General features: G+C 72.4%; 13 protein-coding genes and 1 tRNA gene. 7 read left to right on the forward strand and 7 right to left on the reverse strand.

The annotated features are described in order from the left end of the window. Window positions 1-244: 244 nt before the first annotated feature. Together ACIRC0_RS18280 and ACIRC0_RS18285 are read right to left on the reverse strand one after the other, a co-directional pair. Window positions 245-1156, reverse strand: a complete 912-nt coding sequence (locus ACIRC0_RS18280; RefSeq protein WP_403617167.1) for a rhomboid family intramembrane serine protease — start codon at window positions 1154-1156, stop codon at window positions 245-247. 97 nt (window positions 1157-1253) lie between these two features. Then, the gene (locus ACIRC0_RS18285; RefSeq protein ID WP_403617168.1) at window positions 1254-1787 is read right to left on the reverse strand and encodes a peptidylprolyl isomerase; all 534 of its coding nucleotides are present in this window, start codon (window positions 1785-1787) and stop codon (window positions 1254-1256) included. Between the two features lie 450 nt (window positions 1788-2237). Here ACIRC0_RS18285 and ACIRC0_RS18290 point away from each other — a divergent pair, with 450 nt between their 5' ends. Beyond that, window positions 2238-2927 carry a DUF5324 family protein gene (locus tag ACIRC0_RS18290; RefSeq protein ID WP_384610889.1) on the forward strand — a complete coding sequence of 230 codons (690 nt, stop codon included), beginning with the start codon at window positions 2238-2240 and terminating at the stop codon, window positions 2925-2927. Between the two features lie 412 nt (window positions 2928-3339). On the opposite strand, the gene ACIRC0_RS18295 is transcribed toward ACIRC0_RS18290, so the two are convergent. Further along, window positions 3340-3412: transfer RNA gene (locus ACIRC0_RS18295), tRNA-Ala, on the reverse strand. A gap of 179 nt (window positions 3413-3591) precedes the next feature. On the opposite strand from ACIRC0_RS18295, the gene ACIRC0_RS18300 reads away from it, so the two are divergent. Continuing rightward, window positions 3592-4140, forward strand: coding sequence for a helix-turn-helix domain-containing protein (locus ACIRC0_RS18300; RefSeq protein WP_403617169.1), 549 nt, complete (start codon window positions 3592-3594; stop codon window positions 4138-4140). Window positions 4141-4227: 87 nt separating this feature from the next. Next, on the forward strand, window positions 4228-6012 hold the full coding sequence (locus ACIRC0_RS18305) for a protein kinase (RefSeq protein WP_403617170.1): 1785 nt from the start codon (window positions 4228-4230) through the stop codon (window positions 6010-6012). Window positions 6013-6019: 7 nt separating this feature from the next. Here the strand turns inward: ACIRC0_RS18305 and ACIRC0_RS18310 are convergent, their stop codons facing one another. Further along, the gene (locus ACIRC0_RS18310; protein WP_403617171.1) at window positions 6020-7354 is read right to left on the reverse strand and encodes a hypothetical protein; all 1335 of its coding nucleotides are present in this window, start codon (window positions 7352-7354) and stop codon (window positions 6020-6022) included. Window positions 7355-7669: 315 nt separating this feature from the next. Continuing rightward, window positions 7670-7798 (reverse strand): DLW-39 family protein, encoded by a 129-nt coding sequence (locus tag ACIRC0_RS18315; protein ID WP_003999697.1) that lies wholly within the window; start codon window positions 7796-7798, stop codon window positions 7670-7672. Window positions 7799-8147: 349 nt separating this feature from the next. Between ACIRC0_RS18315 and ACIRC0_RS18320 the strand changes: the two genes are divergently transcribed. From ACIRC0_RS18320 to ACIRC0_RS18330, 3 genes are all read left to right on the forward strand, one after another. Beyond that, entirely contained in the window at window positions 8148-8522 is a 375-nt protein-coding gene (locus ACIRC0_RS18320) for a DUF6344 domain-containing protein (RefSeq protein WP_403617172.1), read from the forward strand. A 406-nt stretch (window positions 8523-8928) separates the two neighbouring features. Next, the gene (locus ACIRC0_RS18325; RefSeq protein WP_403617359.1) at window positions 8929-9549 is read left to right on the forward strand and encodes a UTRA domain-containing protein; all 621 of its coding nucleotides are present in this window, start codon (window positions 8929-8931) and stop codon (window positions 9547-9549) included. A gap of 8 nt (window positions 9550-9557) precedes the next feature. Next, the gene (locus ACIRC0_RS18330; protein WP_403617173.1) at window positions 9558-10325 is read left to right on the forward strand and encodes a glycosyltransferase family 2 protein; all 768 of its coding nucleotides are present in this window, start codon (window positions 9558-9560) and stop codon (window positions 10323-10325) included. A gap of 270 nt (window positions 10326-10595) precedes the next feature. Here ACIRC0_RS18330 and ACIRC0_RS18335 read toward each other — a convergent pair whose 3' ends face one another. Beyond that, window positions 10596-11519, reverse strand: coding sequence for an FkbM family methyltransferase (locus ACIRC0_RS18335; protein WP_403617174.1), 924 nt, complete (start codon window positions 11517-11519; stop codon window positions 10596-10598). Between the two features lie 163 nt (window positions 11520-11682). Beyond that, window positions 11683-12108: a hypothetical protein gene (locus tag ACIRC0_RS18340; RefSeq protein ID WP_403617175.1), complete on the reverse strand. Its 426-nt coding sequence runs from the start codon at window positions 12106-12108 to the stop codon at window positions 11683-11685. Between the two features lie 513 nt (window positions 12109-12621). Here ACIRC0_RS18340 and ACIRC0_RS18345 point away from each other — a divergent pair. Beyond that, complete coding sequence (locus ACIRC0_RS18345) at window positions 12622-16632, forward strand: AAA family ATPase (protein ID WP_403617176.1); 4011 nt, start codon at window positions 12622-12624, stop codon at window positions 16630-16632. Window positions 16633-16636 lie beyond the last annotated feature (4 nt).

The following is a 16636-nucleotide window of genomic DNA, read 5'->3' on the forward strand; positions in this document are numbered from 1 at the left end:
CCTGTCCACAACCGGTGCGGTCGGTGGAAAAAGAACGACGATCTGTGGATAACCCGTCGGGCATTGACGCCGGTATGACGGAATCACCGGCCCCCGCAAACCTGTTCGCCCCCTGTCTCACCTGGGAAAACTCCGGTCGGTGACAGGGGGCACATGCGTTCCCCGCGGCATGCACAAGATCCCGGGCCGGGCTGTGGACAACTCTGGGTACAACCCCGGGCTACGGCCTGTGCACATCCGCCACTCAGGTGAGCTGTGCTGTTCTCAGCAGTGTCATGACGACCACGGCGGCCAGCACCAGCGCGCACACCCCGTACTGCACGAGGGCCCGCCGCTCGCGCGGGGCGTGGACCATGGCGTAGCCGACCACGACACCGCCCACGAGTCCCCCGATGTGGGCCTGCCATGCGATGTTGCTCCACCCGAAGGTGAAGATCAGGTTGATCACCAGCAGGGCGATGACGGGCCGCATGTCGTAGCGGAGCCGGCGCATCAGCACGGCGGTGGCGCCGAACAGTCCGAAGATCGCGCCGGAGGCGCCGAGTGAGGGCAGGTTGGGCGCGGCGATCAGATACGTGAGGGCGCTGCCGGCGAGCCCGGAGACGAAGTAGAGCGCGAGGTAGCGGGCGCGGCCGAGGGCCGACTCCAGCGGGCCGCCGATCCACCACAGGCTGAGCATGTTGAACAGGATGTGGATGTAGCTGCCGTGCAGGAACATCGCGGTCAGCAGCCGGTACCACTGGCCTTCCGCGACCCCCTCGAGCGGGCCGGAGATCGAGAAGCTGGCTCGTCCGACCAGCTCGAAGTGGTTGGTGAAGGTGTCGCCGAGCGACATCTGGAGCAGGAAGGCGGCCAGGTTGATCCCGATGAGGATCTTCGTGAGCAGCCGGGGGTCGGCGGTGACCGTCCCGCCCGCGAGCGTGCGCGGCCGGGAGGCGGCCGGGGCGTGGCCCGTGCCGGATCCGGTGCGGACGCACTCGGGGCACTGGAAGCCCACCGAGGCGTCGACCATGCACTCCGGGCAGATGGGGCGCTCGCAGCGGGTGCAGCGGATGCCGGTCTCGCGGTCCGGGTGCCGGTAGCAGACCGGCAGCTCCCGGGCCTCGGACGGCCCCTGGTTCTGCGGGCCCTGCGGGCTGCCTGGCGCCTGGTCCATGGGGTCCCTCACTTCTCCGTACGACGGGGTGCCCCGCCCCTCCTTCTACGGATGGGCGGGGCGCTTTTGTTCCCTCGTGCGGGGTGCCCGGCGGGGGTCAGCCCTCGCGGGTCTCGACGACGACCGACTCGATGACGACGTCGTTGACCGGGCGGTCGGTGCGCGGGTTGGTCTGGGTGGTGGCGATGGAGTCCACGACCTTCTGGCTGCCCGCGTCGGTGACCTCGCCGAAGATCGTGTGCTTGCGGTTCAGCCAGGCCGTCGGGGCGACCGTGATGAAGAACTGCGAGCCGTTGGTGCCCGGGCCGGCGTTCGCCATGGCCAGCAGGTAGGGCTTGTCGAAGCGCAGGTCCGGGTGGAACTCGTCCTCGAACTGGTAGCCGGGACCGCCGGTGCCGTTGCCCAGCGGGTCACCGCCCTGGATCATGAAGCCGCTGATCACCCGGTGGAAGACCGTGCCGTCGTAGAGCTTCTTGGTGGACTTCTCGCCGGTGGCGGGGTGGGTCCACTCACGCTCGCCCTTGGCGAGTTCGACGAAGTTCTTGACCGTCTTGGGGGCGTGGTCCGGGAAGAGCCGGACCAGGATGTCGCCGTGGTTGGTCTTCAGGGTGGCGTAGAGCTGCTCAGCCACGATCTGCCTTCCGTTGTCCTTTGTGACCCCCTGATCCTCGCACGCTACGCCCTTCGCGTCGTCCGGCGACCACGTCCGGGGGACATCGGTCGGTGGTTCCTGTGGTGCTGCTGGGGCGGGAGTGCGGACGGCGGGCGGTTCGTGCGGCCGGTGGCGGCTGCGGGCGTGTGGAAAACCGGTCGAGTCGTCCTGTCTCGAGGGCGCGGCCGGACGATCCGTGGCATTGTCGGGGACAAGCTCCTGTTACTCCGTATTCATCCGCTCTTGCACGTGATCGGCTGATGCGCGTGATCGTCTCTCGTCGTCCGCCCGGGCACGGACCGCAATCGTCCGCTTGGGGCCGCATGACCCGGATGCCGTTCCTCGCATGCCCGGATGCTGTTCGACAGGCATGATCCGTAAAAGGCTGGAAAGTCGAATTACCGTACGCCACCGAGGAGGAGGAACCCCGTGACCCGCATCGACAGCGTGCGCGCCGCGACCGGTTCGGCGAAGGACAGCGTGCTGCATGCCGCGGAAGTGGTGGCGCCCTACGCCGACACGGCCAAGGACAAGGCAGCGCACTACGCACATGAGGCGCGTGTCCGTCTCGCGCCCAAGGTGTCGCAGGCCGCCGAGCAAGCCCGCGTCCAGTACGACGCCCATCTCGCCCCGCGTCTGGAACAGGCCCGCGCGCATGTGCCGCCGGCCGTGGACCAGGCCGCGACCCGCACCCGCAAGGCGGCCCGCCAGGCGGCCGACTACTCCCGTCCGAAGATCGAGCAGGCCGTCGCCGCGGCCGGTCCGGTGCGGGAGGAGGCGGCGGCCCGCGGGGCGGCGGCGCTGGCCGCGCTGCGCGGTCAGATCTCGCCGCGGCAGATCGAGAAGCTGGTGCGCCGGCAGCGGCGGCGGGCCAGGGCCGGCCGCGTGGCGAAGGGTCTGGCTCTGCTGGGCCTCGCGGCTGGCGGCGCCTTCGCCGCCTGGAAGTGGTGGGACAAGCAGGCGAACCCCGACTGGCTGGTCGAGCCGCCTGCCGCGACCGAGGTCCCGCAGAGCGAGCGGCTGTCGTCGGTGGACGGCAGCGGTCCCAGCGTGCTGGACCCGGAGGTGGAGGCGAAGCAGGCCGAGGAGGACTCCACGGACGGCGACGACCGCCGCTGAGTCCGCCTGGTCGGCAGTGGGCTGCCATCACGCCGTGGGGCAGGGGAAGGTGAGGGTTCCCCTGCCCCACGGCGCTGTTGTTTCACGGGGAACGGGCGGGCGTTCACCTCTTCCCTCCGTGATGACGTTTGCAACGCTTCTGGTGTGCACGTTCCGTGGAGACTTCGCTCACTCAGAGCACGCTCACGGTTACGTACGCCGGGGCCTACCAGCTGGTACACGGACTGCCCGCGCGCCCCGGCGGAGGGCCGGTGGCCGCCGGGTCCTCGAAGGGAGATCTCGAGGAGCCCGGCCTTCGCCGGTTGTTCGCGCTATGGATCGCAACGGCTGCAAATTCCGCGTGTGACCGGAGTCACGGCGCACGCAAAAACCGGTCGATCGCCGCGACGCGGCGTCCGACCGGTTTCGAGTGTGGAGCCTAGGGGAGTCGAACCCCTGACATCTGCCATGCAAAGACAGCGCTCTACCAACTGAGCTAAGGCCCCGAGGGGAGACGTCCGGCCGGTGGGACACAGACCGCCGGGCGCTGCGGACCAGCGTACCGGGTCCTGGCCGGTATCTCACACAAAGATGGGGGTCCCCGTGGACAACCACTCTCCGTAAGATGCTCGTCGTGGTTCGCTACAGCGAACCACGGTTTTTGGGGAAGCGATGGGGAGACGCAATGGACGCCGCACAGCAGGAAGCCACCGCAAGAGCGCGGGAGCTGCAGCGGAACTGGTACGGGGAGCCGTTGGGGGCGCTCTTCCGTAAGCTCATCGAGGATCTCGGGCTCAACCAGGCCCGTCTCGCGGGGGTTCTCGGACTGTCCGCCCCGATGCTGTCGCAGCTGATGAGCGGTCAGCGGGCCAAGATCGGCAACCCGGCGGTGGTCCAGCGGGTGCAGCTGCTGCAGGAGCTGGCGGCGCAGGTGTCGGACGGCAGTGTCAGCGCGGCCGAGGCGACCGAGCGCATGGAGGAGATCAAGAAGTCCCAGGGGGGCTCGGTGCTGAGCAACACCACGCACACGACGAACAGTTCGGGCGCGCCCACGGTGAAGCGGGTGGTCCGTGAGATCCAGTCGCTGCTGCGCTCGGTGGCGGCGGCCGGGGACATCATCGAGGCGGCGGACACCCTCGCCCCGAGCCACCCGGAACTGGCAGAGTTCCTCCGGGTGTACGGCGCCGGCCGCACCTCCGACGCGGTCGCCCACTACCAGTCCCACCAGAACTGAGCCGACGCCTTTGCCGCCGGGGACTCTCGCGCCGGGGGGTGCGCGGGGGTCCTCGTCGCCGTCCGGGAGGGGGAGCGACGTACGACCATGGGTGAGGTCTTCGCCGGGCGGTACGAACTGGTCGATCCCATCGGGCGCGGGGGAGTCGGTGCGGTGTGGCGCGCCTGGGACCACCGGCGACGCCGCTATGTGGCCGCGAAGGTGCTGCAGCAGAGCGACGCCCACTCCCTGCTGAGGTTCGTGCGCGAGCAGGCGCTGCGCATCGACCACCCTCATGTGCTGGCGCCCGCGAGCTGGGCCGCGGACGACGACAAGGTGCTGTTCACCATGGACCTGGTCGCCGGTGGCTCGCTCGTCCACCTCGTCGCGGACTACGGGCCGCTGCCCCCGGTGTTCGTCTGCACCCTGCTGGACCAGCTGCTGTCCGGGCTCGCGGCCGTGCACGCGGAGGGGGTCGTGCACCGGGACATCAAGCCCGCCAACATCCTTCTGGAGGCCACCGGCACCGCCCGGCCCCGGCTGCGGCTGTCGGACTTCGGCATCGCCATGCGGCTGGGCGAGCCGCGGCTGACGGAGACCGACTACGTGGTGGGCACGCCCGGTTATCTCGCGCCGGAGCAACTGCTGGGCGTCGAGCCGGACTTCCCGGCCGACCTGTTCGCCGTGGGCCTGGTCGCCCTGTATCTGCTGCAGGGTGCCAAGCCCGACACCAAGGCGCTGGTCGAGTACTTCACGGCCAACGGGACGCCGGGGGCGCCACAGGGCGTGCCCGGGCCGCTGTGGGAGGTCGTCGCGACCCTGGTGCAGCCGGATCCGGCCGCGCGGTTCCGTACGGCGACCGGGGCGCGCAAGGCGCTTGCCGCGGCCGTGGAGCTGCTGCCGGAGCCGGGGCCCGACGTGGAGCAGGTGGAGATCTTCGACCAACTCGGGCCGCTTCCGGCGGGCTTCGGGCCCGATGGTCCGGTGCGCGCGGGGGCGGGTGGTACGGCCGGTGGGGTGCCGGCGGACGGGGTGCCGGCAGACCGGGTGTCTGCGGACCGGGTGTCGGCATCGTGGCCGGCGACCGGTTCGATACCGCCGCGGCCGACCACGGCGCCCCCGACGACCGGTGCGGGTACGGCGGGTGCCGGGCCCGGGGTCTCGGGCACCGCGACGCCCGGGCCGCCTCCCCCTGCCGTACGGCCCGTGACCGCTCCCCTCTTCGTACCGCCCAGACCCACGGTGGATCCGACGCCGTCGCCCGGTCCTGCACCTTCGGCCGCCTCGGAGCCGACGTCCGACACCACGTGGACGTCCGGCCCCACGCCGAGGGCGGGCTCCACACCGACGGCGAGCTCCACACCGACGGCGAGCTCCACGCCGCCGGTCGGCCCCACACCGACGGCGAGCTCCACACCGACGGCGAGCTCCACGCCGCCGGTCGGCCCCACACCGACATCCGGCCCCACGCCGACGTCCGACCCGGCGTCGCCCCCGCGGCCGTCCGCCATGTCGGACACCGGGAGTTTCCATCTGCCGCCGCCGCTGCCCTCGCCGCGCGAGGCGGTCCCCGTGGTGCCACGGCCGCCCGCCCGGCCGCCGTCACCGCCCGCGGTGGCCGTGGCCCCGGCCCACGCCCCGCACCACGACCCCACCCGCGTGCCCTCCGCCACGGCGCCCGCGGCACCCCCGGCCGTCGCCGTACAGCAACCCCTCCAGGCCCACGGCGTCCCGTCCCCGCACGCCCCCACGCAGCCGCAGCGGGTCGCCCGGCACGGCAGGCGAGCGGCCACCCGGCGCCGCCCCGGGCCGCCCGCGAAGGTCGCCGTGCCGGTCCTGCTCCTCGCGCTGCTGTGCTACGCGGTCGGGTTCTGGGCGTTGCTGCGGATCTGAGCGGCGGTCACCCGGCCCATCGGCCGCGCGCCCGCCGCCGGGCGGCCGCCGTCCACACCGCGAGCACCAGGACCAGGGCGGTCCCGGTGCCGATCCCGCCCACCGCGACCGCCGTCATCGTGCGGGAATCCCGGTACCCGCCGGCTCCGGCCGTTCCCTCTCCCCCGCCGCCTCCGGGCGTCCCCACCGCGGCTTCCTCCCGGTCGCCCGCCGTCACCCGGAAAACATCCCGCGGCGCGGACCACCCCGCGTACGCCGGAGCGGACGTCGCCGTCCCGCTCACCCGCACGCGCAGTGTCAGCCCGAACGGGCCGTTCCCGAACCGCTGCGCCACGGGGGCGCCGAGGTGCACGGCGAGGTAGTACCAGCCCGCGAACCGCATTCCGCTCGTGCGCTCGCCGGCGGCATGGCGGTTGGCGTAGGCGACGGGCGGCAGCGGTGTGAGGGCCGCCGAGGTCTGCGCACCGCTGTACCCGGTGGTGGCGTCGTCGACGTGGCCGCGGACCGGGTTGTACAGCGCCATGGCCAGGGCGGTGCCGACGTAGCCGTCGCCGGGGGAGCCGCCGGGGGAGCTGCCCAGCTCGGCGGTGGCGGAAAGCTGCCGGCCCCAGTCGACGGGCACCTTGTAGAAGAGGGTCTGCCCCGGCCGGATCGCGTCCTGCCAGACGCCCTGGCCCAGAGCGCTCGCCGTGGCGAAGCCGGCCCCGCCCGCGCGCCGGACGGGGTCGCCCAGCAGGGCGTCGGGGGTCGCGGAGTTCCAGGCGCCGGGCGGTGTGGTGGTCGTGGCGTCCGGCTGCCGCAGGGCGGGCTCGGAGACGTAGTCCAGCTCCAGGTCCCAGGCGCCGGTCGCGGAGCCGGACAGGTCGCGCCGCTCGACGACCGCGTAGTACACCCCGGCGTCCTTGCACCCGTAGCTGCCGGGCCCGGTCTCCCGGGCGGCCCACGCGGCGACGGGGTGCGGGCTCTGGGTGGGGCCGAAATGTGTGGTGCCGGAGGAGCAGGTGGTGCCGTCGGCGTCCTGGACGGAGACCCGCAGGCCGTCGGAGGCGGAGACCTGGGCGCCGGCCCGGGGGACGGCGGTCGCGGAGACGTAGGCGTTGGTGGTGGCGTCGAGGTCCAGGCGGTAGTAGAGCTTGCCGGCCGCGGGGAGGGTGCTCCGGTACGTGTGTCCGGGATCAAGGCGTGCGGCGTCGGTGGTGCCGGTGGCGCCCTGGACCGTTCCGGCGTCGGACGCGAAGGCGTACGGAGCGGGCGTACCGTCTGCCGCCGGGGCGGCGTGGGCGGCTCGTGCGGGAAGCGCCAGGGTGACACCGAGCGCGGCCGTCGTACACAGGGCCACCACGGCGTACACCTGCGTGAGCCCACGCCCCCGCGCTCCGTGCCGCGCTTCCGTGCGCCACCACATCCCGCGCCCCCCTCTGGCCGTATGCCGCCCCGGACCGGGCTGTCGCCCATCCTGCCCCGCCGGCCACACAGGCATCAGGGCATCACCGAGGAGCGGCCGAAATGCTCACCCCGAGGAACGGCGCTTGCGGCAGCAATCGATGCCTTGGCGGGCAGGAACGCATCGGGGAGTCCCTGGAGGAAGCAACACAAAACCCCGACCGCGTCGGCGGCCGGGGTCTGCTCTGAACTGCTGTCTGTCGGAACTCGGAACTCACGAACCCGTGGGCACGGAGTCAGTCGCCTCCGTCCACAGATCCTGCTCGGCGCGATCCGCCTGGATCTGGCGGTACACGAGGAGCCCGCCGATGGCGGCCAGTGCGACCAGGAGAAGCTTCTTCACCGCGCGACCTCGTCTTTCCTTGACGTAGGGGACCTCTGGCGCCCGACTATACACACCGATCGATATCGATCGGTGACCTGAGCCGACGCTCAACTCCGGCCCGGCTCAGCGCAGTACGGCCGGACCTCACCGCTGCCGATCCGCGGGTGAGCGGACCTCACGGTGTGTGACGTCCACCGCCCTCCACCACCGATTTCCGGCCCTTTTCGGCCTTGTGCGACCTCGTGCGCCCATCCGGGTGGTGTTCATCCGAAGATCGACGCGGCACGGGCGTCGGTCCACCACTTCGCAGCCCTCATACACATCATGAGGAAAGTACGCAAATCGCCCAACCCGAAAGTGAGGGGTCATGGCCCGGAACAAGGTCATGAAGCTGTGGACCGCCGTCGTCACCGCCTTCCTGGCACTGTGCGCGGCGCTCGGATTCGCCACCACGACCGCCACCACGGCCGCGGCCGCGTCGGTACCACAGCCGCAGTCCGCGGGCACCTTGGGCCCGCAGGAGATGATGCCGTGGCCGGCACACGGACACCGGGCCCTTGCCCAGTCCCTGCCCCCCACGATGAAGCAACGCATCAGGGCCGAGGCCCACGGCTCCTCCCCCTCCTGCCGCCACCGCCCGTCCACGGCCACCGCCGCGACCACGCCCCTCACCCACCACGCACTCCGCTCCCACGACGCACCCCGGCCCTTCGAGGAGCCGGCCGTGCTGCTGCGCAGCTGACGGATCCGCGGACGACGTCCAGGACGGAAACACAGGGACCGAACACTCAGCCACCCGAACACCCAGGGGCCCGAACACCCAGGGACCGACCACCCAGGGACCGACCACCCAGGGACCGGACACCCAGGGACCCAAACGCTCAGGGACCCAAACGCTCAGGGACCCACCAAGGCGACTTGCGTACACGCCGGCGGCAGACGACCCGGCACCTGCTCCCAGGTGCCGGGCAGTCTGCGTGTACTCGTGTTCCGGCACCGGAGCCGGAGCTTTGCGCCTGCGCAGCCCGTGCCCCTTCCCGAGTCGTCAGGACCTCTTGAGGAGTCCTAGGCTGGCTGGGAGGGCCCCCGACGGATCGGTGAGAGCACCAGTGCCCAAGGCGTACGAGCTGATCACGGACGACCGGCTGATGGACGGGCGGCACGGCCGCGGCACCTGCGTAGGGCGTTCGCGCACGCCCGTGGTGCGCCACAACGGGCGGCACCAGTGGGAGAAGGACCGCGCCCGGCAGCCGCTGGCCACGCGGCTGCGGACCGGGGCGACGGAGCACGACACCGGGCTCCCGTCGCACCACCTGGTGTTCGACGCGAAGTACCGCGAGACGAAGGCGCCCAAGGACCTCGCGGACGCGTTCGGCGTCCCGGACGGCACGGTCCTGCTGGAGCGCACCTACCGGACGCGCTGCGCGGCCGAGACCGCCCCGTTCAGCCTCGTGACCTCCTACCTCGTCCGTGACGTGGTCGCGGGTAATCCGGACCTGCTGGACGACTCCAACGAGCCCTGGCCCGGCGGCACACAGAACCAGCTCCACACGGTCGGCATCGAGGTCGACCGCATCGAGGAGCGCTTCACCGCCCGTCCGCCGACGCCCGAAGAGGCGCAGGAGTTGGAGCTTCCGCCCGGGACGTCGGTGATCCTGCTCCGCAAGACCTCGTACGACACCGGCAGCCGCGTCGTGGACATCACCGACGTCACACTGCCCGGCGACCGCACGGAGCTGGTCTTCGTCACTCCCCTGGAAAGGTGGTGAGCGCTGCCGTGAGCCGGCGCCTCATCGTCGTCACCGCTGTCCACGCCCCGTCGGCCCGGTTCCTGCCGGAGGCGTACAAGTCCCTGGGCGAACAGTGGCTTCCGGAGGGCTGGGAGTGGCGCTGGGTGATCCAGGAGGACGGGGAGACGGACGACGTCCGCCCGTACGTCCCGGACGACGAGCGCGTGACCTTCCGTCAGGGCCGGCCCGGCGGACCCGGCGTCGCCCGCACGATGGCCCTGGCGCACACCGACGGCGCGTACGTGAAGGTGCTGGACGCCGACGACCAACTGCTGCCGGGCACCCTGGCCCGCGACCTGGCCGTCCTCGAAGCGGACCCCACCCTGGGCTGGACCACGTCCCGCGCGCTGGACCTCCTCCCGGACGGCTCGACGGCCGGCTTCCCCGGCGATCCGGCGGACGGACCGGTCGAACGCGGCGCGGTCCTCGACTACTGGAAGGCGAACGGCTTCCGCGCCCAGGTCCACCCGGCGACGCTCTGCGTCCGGCGCGATCTCCTAATGGCGCTGGGGGGCTGGATGGCGCTGCCGGCGTCCGAGGACACGGGCCTGCTGCTCGCGCTGAACGCCGTGAGCCGGGGCTGGTTCTCCCGGGAAGTGGGGCTGCTGTACCGGAAGTGGCAGGGGCAGGCCACGGGCCAGGCGTCGCATGTCGATCCCGCCGAGCGGGAGCGGCGTATGGCGGTGGTGGAGGCGAGGGCCAGGGCGTTGGCGTCCTGCGGCTGGCGATACCCGAGCTCAGGAAACACGGCCTGACCGCAGGCCCCTGGCGCCGGGAAGCACCGCCTGGGCCCAGGTCCCGCGCGCCCAGCAGCACCATGTGAACCCCAAAGCCCCGCGTGCCCGGAAGCACCATCTGAACCCCATGCCCCGCGCGCCCGGAAGCACCACCTGAACCCCAGGCCACTCCTGCCAGGAAAGCACTCACGGACGCAGCCCGGCGCCGGGAAGCACCCACCCGACCCCAGGCCCCAGACGCCCGGAAGCACCCACCTGACCCCAAGCCCGCTGCCGAGGCGCGTCGCGTCAGGGCAGGGTCTCGGCGTCCACCCGGGAGAAGACCACATCGGTCTCTTCGACGACCGGACCCCGCAGGCGGACCGCCACCCCGGGCGTCCCGCTCAGCGCTCGCGGGTAGCTCTCGGCCGCGTAGTCGTTGGCCAGCCGGTAGGCGTGGAAGCCGGCATCGGCCATGGTGCTCATCAGGTCCTCGGCGCGGTCGCCGAGTCGCGCCATGCGCTCGGGGGTCACCTCGACGGTGATCTCCGCGTCCGGCCGGAGCTTGTCCAGCACGGGCGCCAGTCCGCGGACGACGCGGCCCTCCGCCCCCTCGACATCTATCTTGATCACACGGGCGTTCGCGATCTCCTGCGGATCGAGCAGCTCCGGCAGCGGCAGGGCGTCGATCTCGAAGGTGGACTCGGCGGGCCCGTCGTACGGGACGATGCTGTTCGCGCCCATGTTGCGCGAGCTGGCGAGCACGAAGGTCAGTGTGGTGGGGGCGTCGGAGACGGCGGCGTTCACGGCCCGGATGTTCCGGCACCCGTTCAGCCGGGCCTGCTGCAACAGGCGGTGGTGGAACGCCGGGGAGGCCTCGATCGCCACGACCTGTCCCCGGTCGCCGACGAGGTGTGAGGCCAGCACGCTGAAGACGCCGATGTTGGCCCCGACGTCGACGAAGCCGTCTCCCGGCTTCAGCCGGCGCTGGATCCAGCGGGTCATGTGCGGCTCCCACACCCCGAAGAGATACAGGTACCGCTGGATCAGGTCCTGGGTGTCGACCGCGAACCGCGCACCGAAGCGGGTCTCGACGACCCGTCGGCGGGGGTGGTCCCGCAGATGCGGGTTCAGGAACCGCGCGGCCACAAGCGCCTTGCCGAGCGAGCCCGGAGCGTCCCGTACGTACCGGCGGCCCAGGGTGACCAGGGCCTCCGCGACGGTACTGCTCATCCGGTCCGCCTCCTTCTCCGTCCGCACAGAGGCAACCGTAGCGCTCCGCGCGCGGGGCGGTGACGGACCGAGCGGCCTGGGCCTGGGCCTGGGCCTGGGCCTGGGCCTGGGGCTCGGGGCGTTCGGGGCTTCCCGCCGGGCGTCGCGCGCCCGACGGGAGTCGTCAGACGGACGCCCCTTGGCCGCCGGCAGCGGCGAGCCAGTGGGCGACGCGACGCACCGTCGGCTCGTCGAGCCGCTCCACCAGCTCCTGGAGCGCCGCCGTGTCCTCCTGCGTGAGGTCGTACAGCCCTGCCTTGCTCAGGCCGGCCATCAGGACCTGGTGGCGGCGGTCGGCCATGCGTTCGGCGAGCTTGCCCGGCTCCGCGCTGCTCCGGGCAGGGCGCGGAAGCGGTGCCGTGGCGGTGGTGCCCTCCGGCGCTTCGAACAGATGCCAGGTGCCGTCCTTCGGACCCCACAGCGCGACCGTCACATCGTCTCCGCGCGCCCGCACGGTCTGGGTCATCTCACCGACCGCGTACAGCACGGCGGAGCGGTGGGGCGACTCCGCCGCCACCCGCCAGGAGGCCGTGGACGGCTGGTGGTACATCGCGACCCACCGTGGGGTGCCCGGCGGCCGGGGACTTGGCGGACGTGTCTGCACTGCACCCACCCTTTCGGAAACGGTACGGCAGGGCAGACCATAACTGACGGACCGTCAGCTATCCAGGGGCGTGCTGCGGCGGCGTACGGTGGCGAGGACGGCGACCCGGGGCACTCGGGTGCAGTCGGGGGCGACTTCTCCGCGCCCCACCGTCCGGCACCGGTCCCTCCCCTCGTGGAGACCGGTGCCGAACCGGGTGGTGGCGTCGCGCCGAGCCGTACCGGCACGGTCGAGGAAAGGCGGGGCGCGTCGCGGACCTGCGATGTCGCACGTCGTCTCGCCGAGCGCCGGTCGGTGGCCCGTCCGGGCACCGCGCGGTCGGTTCGCTCCCGCGCCGTGGATCCTGCCAGTTGATGCCTTCCACGAGGAGATTCCGGTACGGTCCGGGCGACTTAACCGCAGGTCAGCCGTATAAGGTGAGTTTTCCGGTCCGGACGTCAGGTGCGGTGGAAGTAAGAGGTGGGGACCTTGAGTTCCGACTCGGGAGCACGCACGGCCTTCGCGGAACGTCTCGCCCTGCTGTACAAGGAGGCCGGCAACCCTCCCCTCAAACGCGTGGCGGAGGCGGTCGTCCGGCTGCAGCGGGTCGACGAACGAGGGCGCCCCGTACGGGTGTCCGCGCAGCGGATCAGCGACTGGCGGCGGGCCAGGAACGTGCCCGCCCAGTTCGCCGCCCTCGCGGCGGTGCTGCACGTCCTGATCCCCGAGGCACGGCGCTCACGGCCCGCGCCGGTGTCCACCGGCCTGTACGACCTGGCCCAGTGGCAGCGTCTGTGGGAGCGCGCGATGGCCGACCCGGTCGGCGACCGCCCCCCGGCGTCCGAGGAGGACACGGAAGACGAGGAGCGTTCGTCCGCCGACGCCCCGGCCGTCCCCGGTGGCGTGTGCCCGTACCGGGGGCTGGCTCCCTACCGCCGGGAGGACGCCCGGTGGTTCTTCGGCCGGGAGCGGTGGACGGCCGCCCTCGTCGGCCAGCTCGAGGCGGCCGAGCGGACCGGCGGCCTGGTCATGCTCGTGGGCGCCTCGGGAGCGGGGAAGTCCTCCCTGCTGAACGCCGGTCTGGTGCCCGTCCTGCGCGGCGGCCGGGACAGGGACGTGCTGCAGCTCGTACCGGGCGGCGACCCCCTCGCGGAGCTGACCCGCCGGATCCCCGAGCTCGCCCCCGTCCTGTCCGCCGAGAAGGAAACGGAGGCGCACGAGCCCGGCACCGGGCGCTTCGAGCACGCGGTGCGGGAGGCCGTCGCGGCCTGGGCGCGGCGCGAGACGTCCCGCGCCGCCCGCCCGGTCGTCATCGTGGACCAGTTCGAGGAGGCGTTCACCCTCTGCTCGGACGAGGCCGAACGGCGCATGTTCGTCCGGCTCCTGCACGCCGCGTGCTCCCCCGCCGCCCCCGGTGACCCCGCCCCCGTGCTCGTGGTCCTCGGCATACGCGCCGACTTCTACGAGCAGTGCCTCGGGCATCCCGAACTGGCCGACGCGCTGCAGCACCGGCACATGGTGCTCGGGCCGCTGACCACCGCGGAGCTGCGCGAGGCGGTGTCGGGTCCGGCCAAGGCCGTGGGGCTCGAACTCGAACCGGGGCTGGCGGAGCTGATCGTCCGGGAGGTCAGCGTCGACGGCCCGCGCGGGGCGCACGACGCGGGCGTGCTGCCCCTGCTCTCGCACGCCCTGCTCGCCACCTGGCAGCGGCGCAAGGCGGGCCGGCTGACGCTGGCCGGCTACCGGGCGGCCGGCGGGATCCAGGGAGCGGTGGCGGCGACGGCCGAGCGGGCCTGGTCCGGTCTCGACCCGGCGGCCCGCACGGCCGCGCGCCTGCTGCTGCTCAGGCTGGTCCGGCTGGGCGAGGACACCCAGGCCACCCGCAGGCGGGGGACCCGGCGGCAGCTGGCGGAGGAGTCGAGGGACCCCGGCAAGACGGAGGAGTCGCTCGAAGCGCTGGTTCGCGCCCGACTGGTGACGCTGGACGCGGAGACCGTGGAGATCACCCATGAGGCGCTGCTCCACGCCTGGCCACGCCTGCGCGACTGGATCGACGAGGACAGGAACGGGAACCTGCTGCGCCAGCGGCTGGAGGAGGACGGCAGGGCCTGGGAGGACTCCGACCGCGACAGCGCGCTGCTGTACCGGGGTTCTCGTCTGGAGCAGGCTCATACCTGGGCGAAGTCCTCCGGTGACACCTTCCTCACCCGCAGCGCGGTGGAGTTCCTGGCCGCTTCGGTCCGGCTGCGCAAGCGCACCGTCCGGCTCCGGCGGGGAGCGGTGGCGGCGCTGGTCGTCCTGGCGCTGCTGGCGGTCGGTTCGTCGGTGGTCGCGTGGCAGCAGCGGGACGACGCGGTGTTCGAGCAGGTGGTCGCCGAGGCGGACCGGGTGCAGTACACGGATCCGTCGCTCTCCGCCCAGATCGACGTCGTGGCCCACCGCCTGCGACCGGACGACGAGGGCACCAACAGCCGGTTGATCTCCATCGTGAACGCGCCGCTGGCCACGCCGCTGCTCGGCCACACCGGCGCCGTCTATCTGACCTCGTTCAGCCCGGACCGGCGGACCCTGGCCACCGCCAGCTACGACCGGACCGTCCGGCTGTGGGACGTCACGGACCCGGCGCGCCCACGCCCCCTGGGCAGGCCCCTCAGGGGTCACACGAGCTGGGTGAGCAGCGCGGTGTTCAGCCCGGACGGCCACACCCTGGCCAGCGCCGGAGACGACGGCACGATACGGCTGTGGGACGTCACCGACCCAGGGCACCCGCGCTCCCTCGGCGAGCCCCTGACCGGCCACGACGGCACGATCTTCCTGGCCGCCTTCAGCCCGGACGGGCACACGCTGGCCACCGCCGACGAGGATCACACCGTACGGCTGTGGAACGTCACCGACCCACGGCATCCGGTCTCGCTCACCAGGCTGACCGGCCACACCAACGCCGTACGGTCCATCGCGTTCAGCCCCGACGGGAGGACGCTGGCCTCCGGTGGCGACGACACCACGGTCCGGCTGTGGGACGTCACCGACCCGCGGAACCCGCACTCCCTCGGCGAGCCCCTGACCGGTCACACCCATACCGTGCACTCCGTGGCCTTCAGCCCGGACGGCCACACCCTCGCCAGCGGCAGCGCGGACGACACCGTCCGGCTGTGGAACGTCACCGACCTACGGCACCCCAGCTCCCTCGGCGAGCCCCTGACCGGACACACCGGCCCGGTGTGGTCCGTGGCCTTCAGCCCGGACGGGTCCCTGATCGCCGTGGCCAGCGCGGACAGCACGGCGAGCCTGTGGAACGTCAGCAACCCGGCCTACCCCTCGCAGGTCGGCGAACCGCTCGCGGGCAGCAGCGGCGAGATGTACGCCCTCGGCTTCAGCCCCGACGGGCACACCCTCGCCACCGGCAGCGGCGACAGCAAGGTCCGGCTGTGGTCGATACGGAGGTCGGACATGATCGGCCGGATCGGGGCGTTCAGCCCGGACGGCAAGGTCCTCGCGACGGCCGCGGGCGACAGCAGGATCCGGCTGTGGAACGTGACGGACCCCGAGCGGCCGGTGGCACTGGGCAAGCCCTTCACGACCGGGGAGCGGGACCTGCGGTCGCTGGTGTTCTCGCCCGACGGCCGCACCCTCGCCGTCCTGACGGGGACCAGCAACACGGCCCAGCTGTGGAACGTCGCCGATCCCGCCCATCCGGTCCCCTACGGCCCGGCCGTCCCGCTGCGGACCCGGTACGCGGGCGCGGACGCGCTGGCGCTCAGCCCCGACGGACACACACTGGCCGTCGACTACGACGACCGCACCATCCAGCTGCTGGACATCACCGACCCGGCCCGCCCGCGCCGCCTGGGCAAGCCCCTCACCGGCCACACCGGCTACGTCAACGCCCTCGCCTACAGCCCCGACGGCCACGCCCTCGCCAGCGGCAGCGCCGACGGCACCGTGCGGCTGTGGAACGTCACCGACCCGCGGCGCCCGCGATCGCTCGGCTCGCCGCTCACCGGGCATCTGGGCCCGATCAACACGCTCGCCTACAGCCCGGACGGCCACACGCTGGCCAGCGGCAGCGACGACGACACGGTCCGGCTGTGGAACGTCACCGACCCGCTCCGCACCACCCGGCTGGGCACGGCCCTCATCGGCCACACTGAGGCGGTCGTGTCGCTGACGTTCAGCCCGGACGGGCACAGGCTGGCCAGCGGTGGCAACGACAACACCGTGCGGCTGTGGAACGTCACCGACCCGGACAAGGCGTCCCCCATCGGCCAGTCGATGAGCCCCAACGCCAAGACGGGCAACTTCCTCTCCTTCAGCCCCGCCAGTCACCTCCTCGGGGTGTCGAGCGGCGCGGACACCGTCCGGCTTTGGAACCTGGACGTCGACCAGGCCGTCCGCCGCATCTGCTCGACCACGCGGGGCGTTCTGACGCGGGAGAAATGGCAGGAGTACCTGCCCCGCCTCTCGTACGACCCACCGTGCGGCGAACCGTGATCCG

Origin of the sequence: Streptomyces sp. NPDC093984 (genome assembly GCF_044764595.1) — a bacterium.
Taxonomy (GTDB): domain Bacteria; phylum Actinomycetota; class Actinomycetes; order Streptomycetales; family Streptomycetaceae; genus Streptomyces; species Streptomyces cynarae.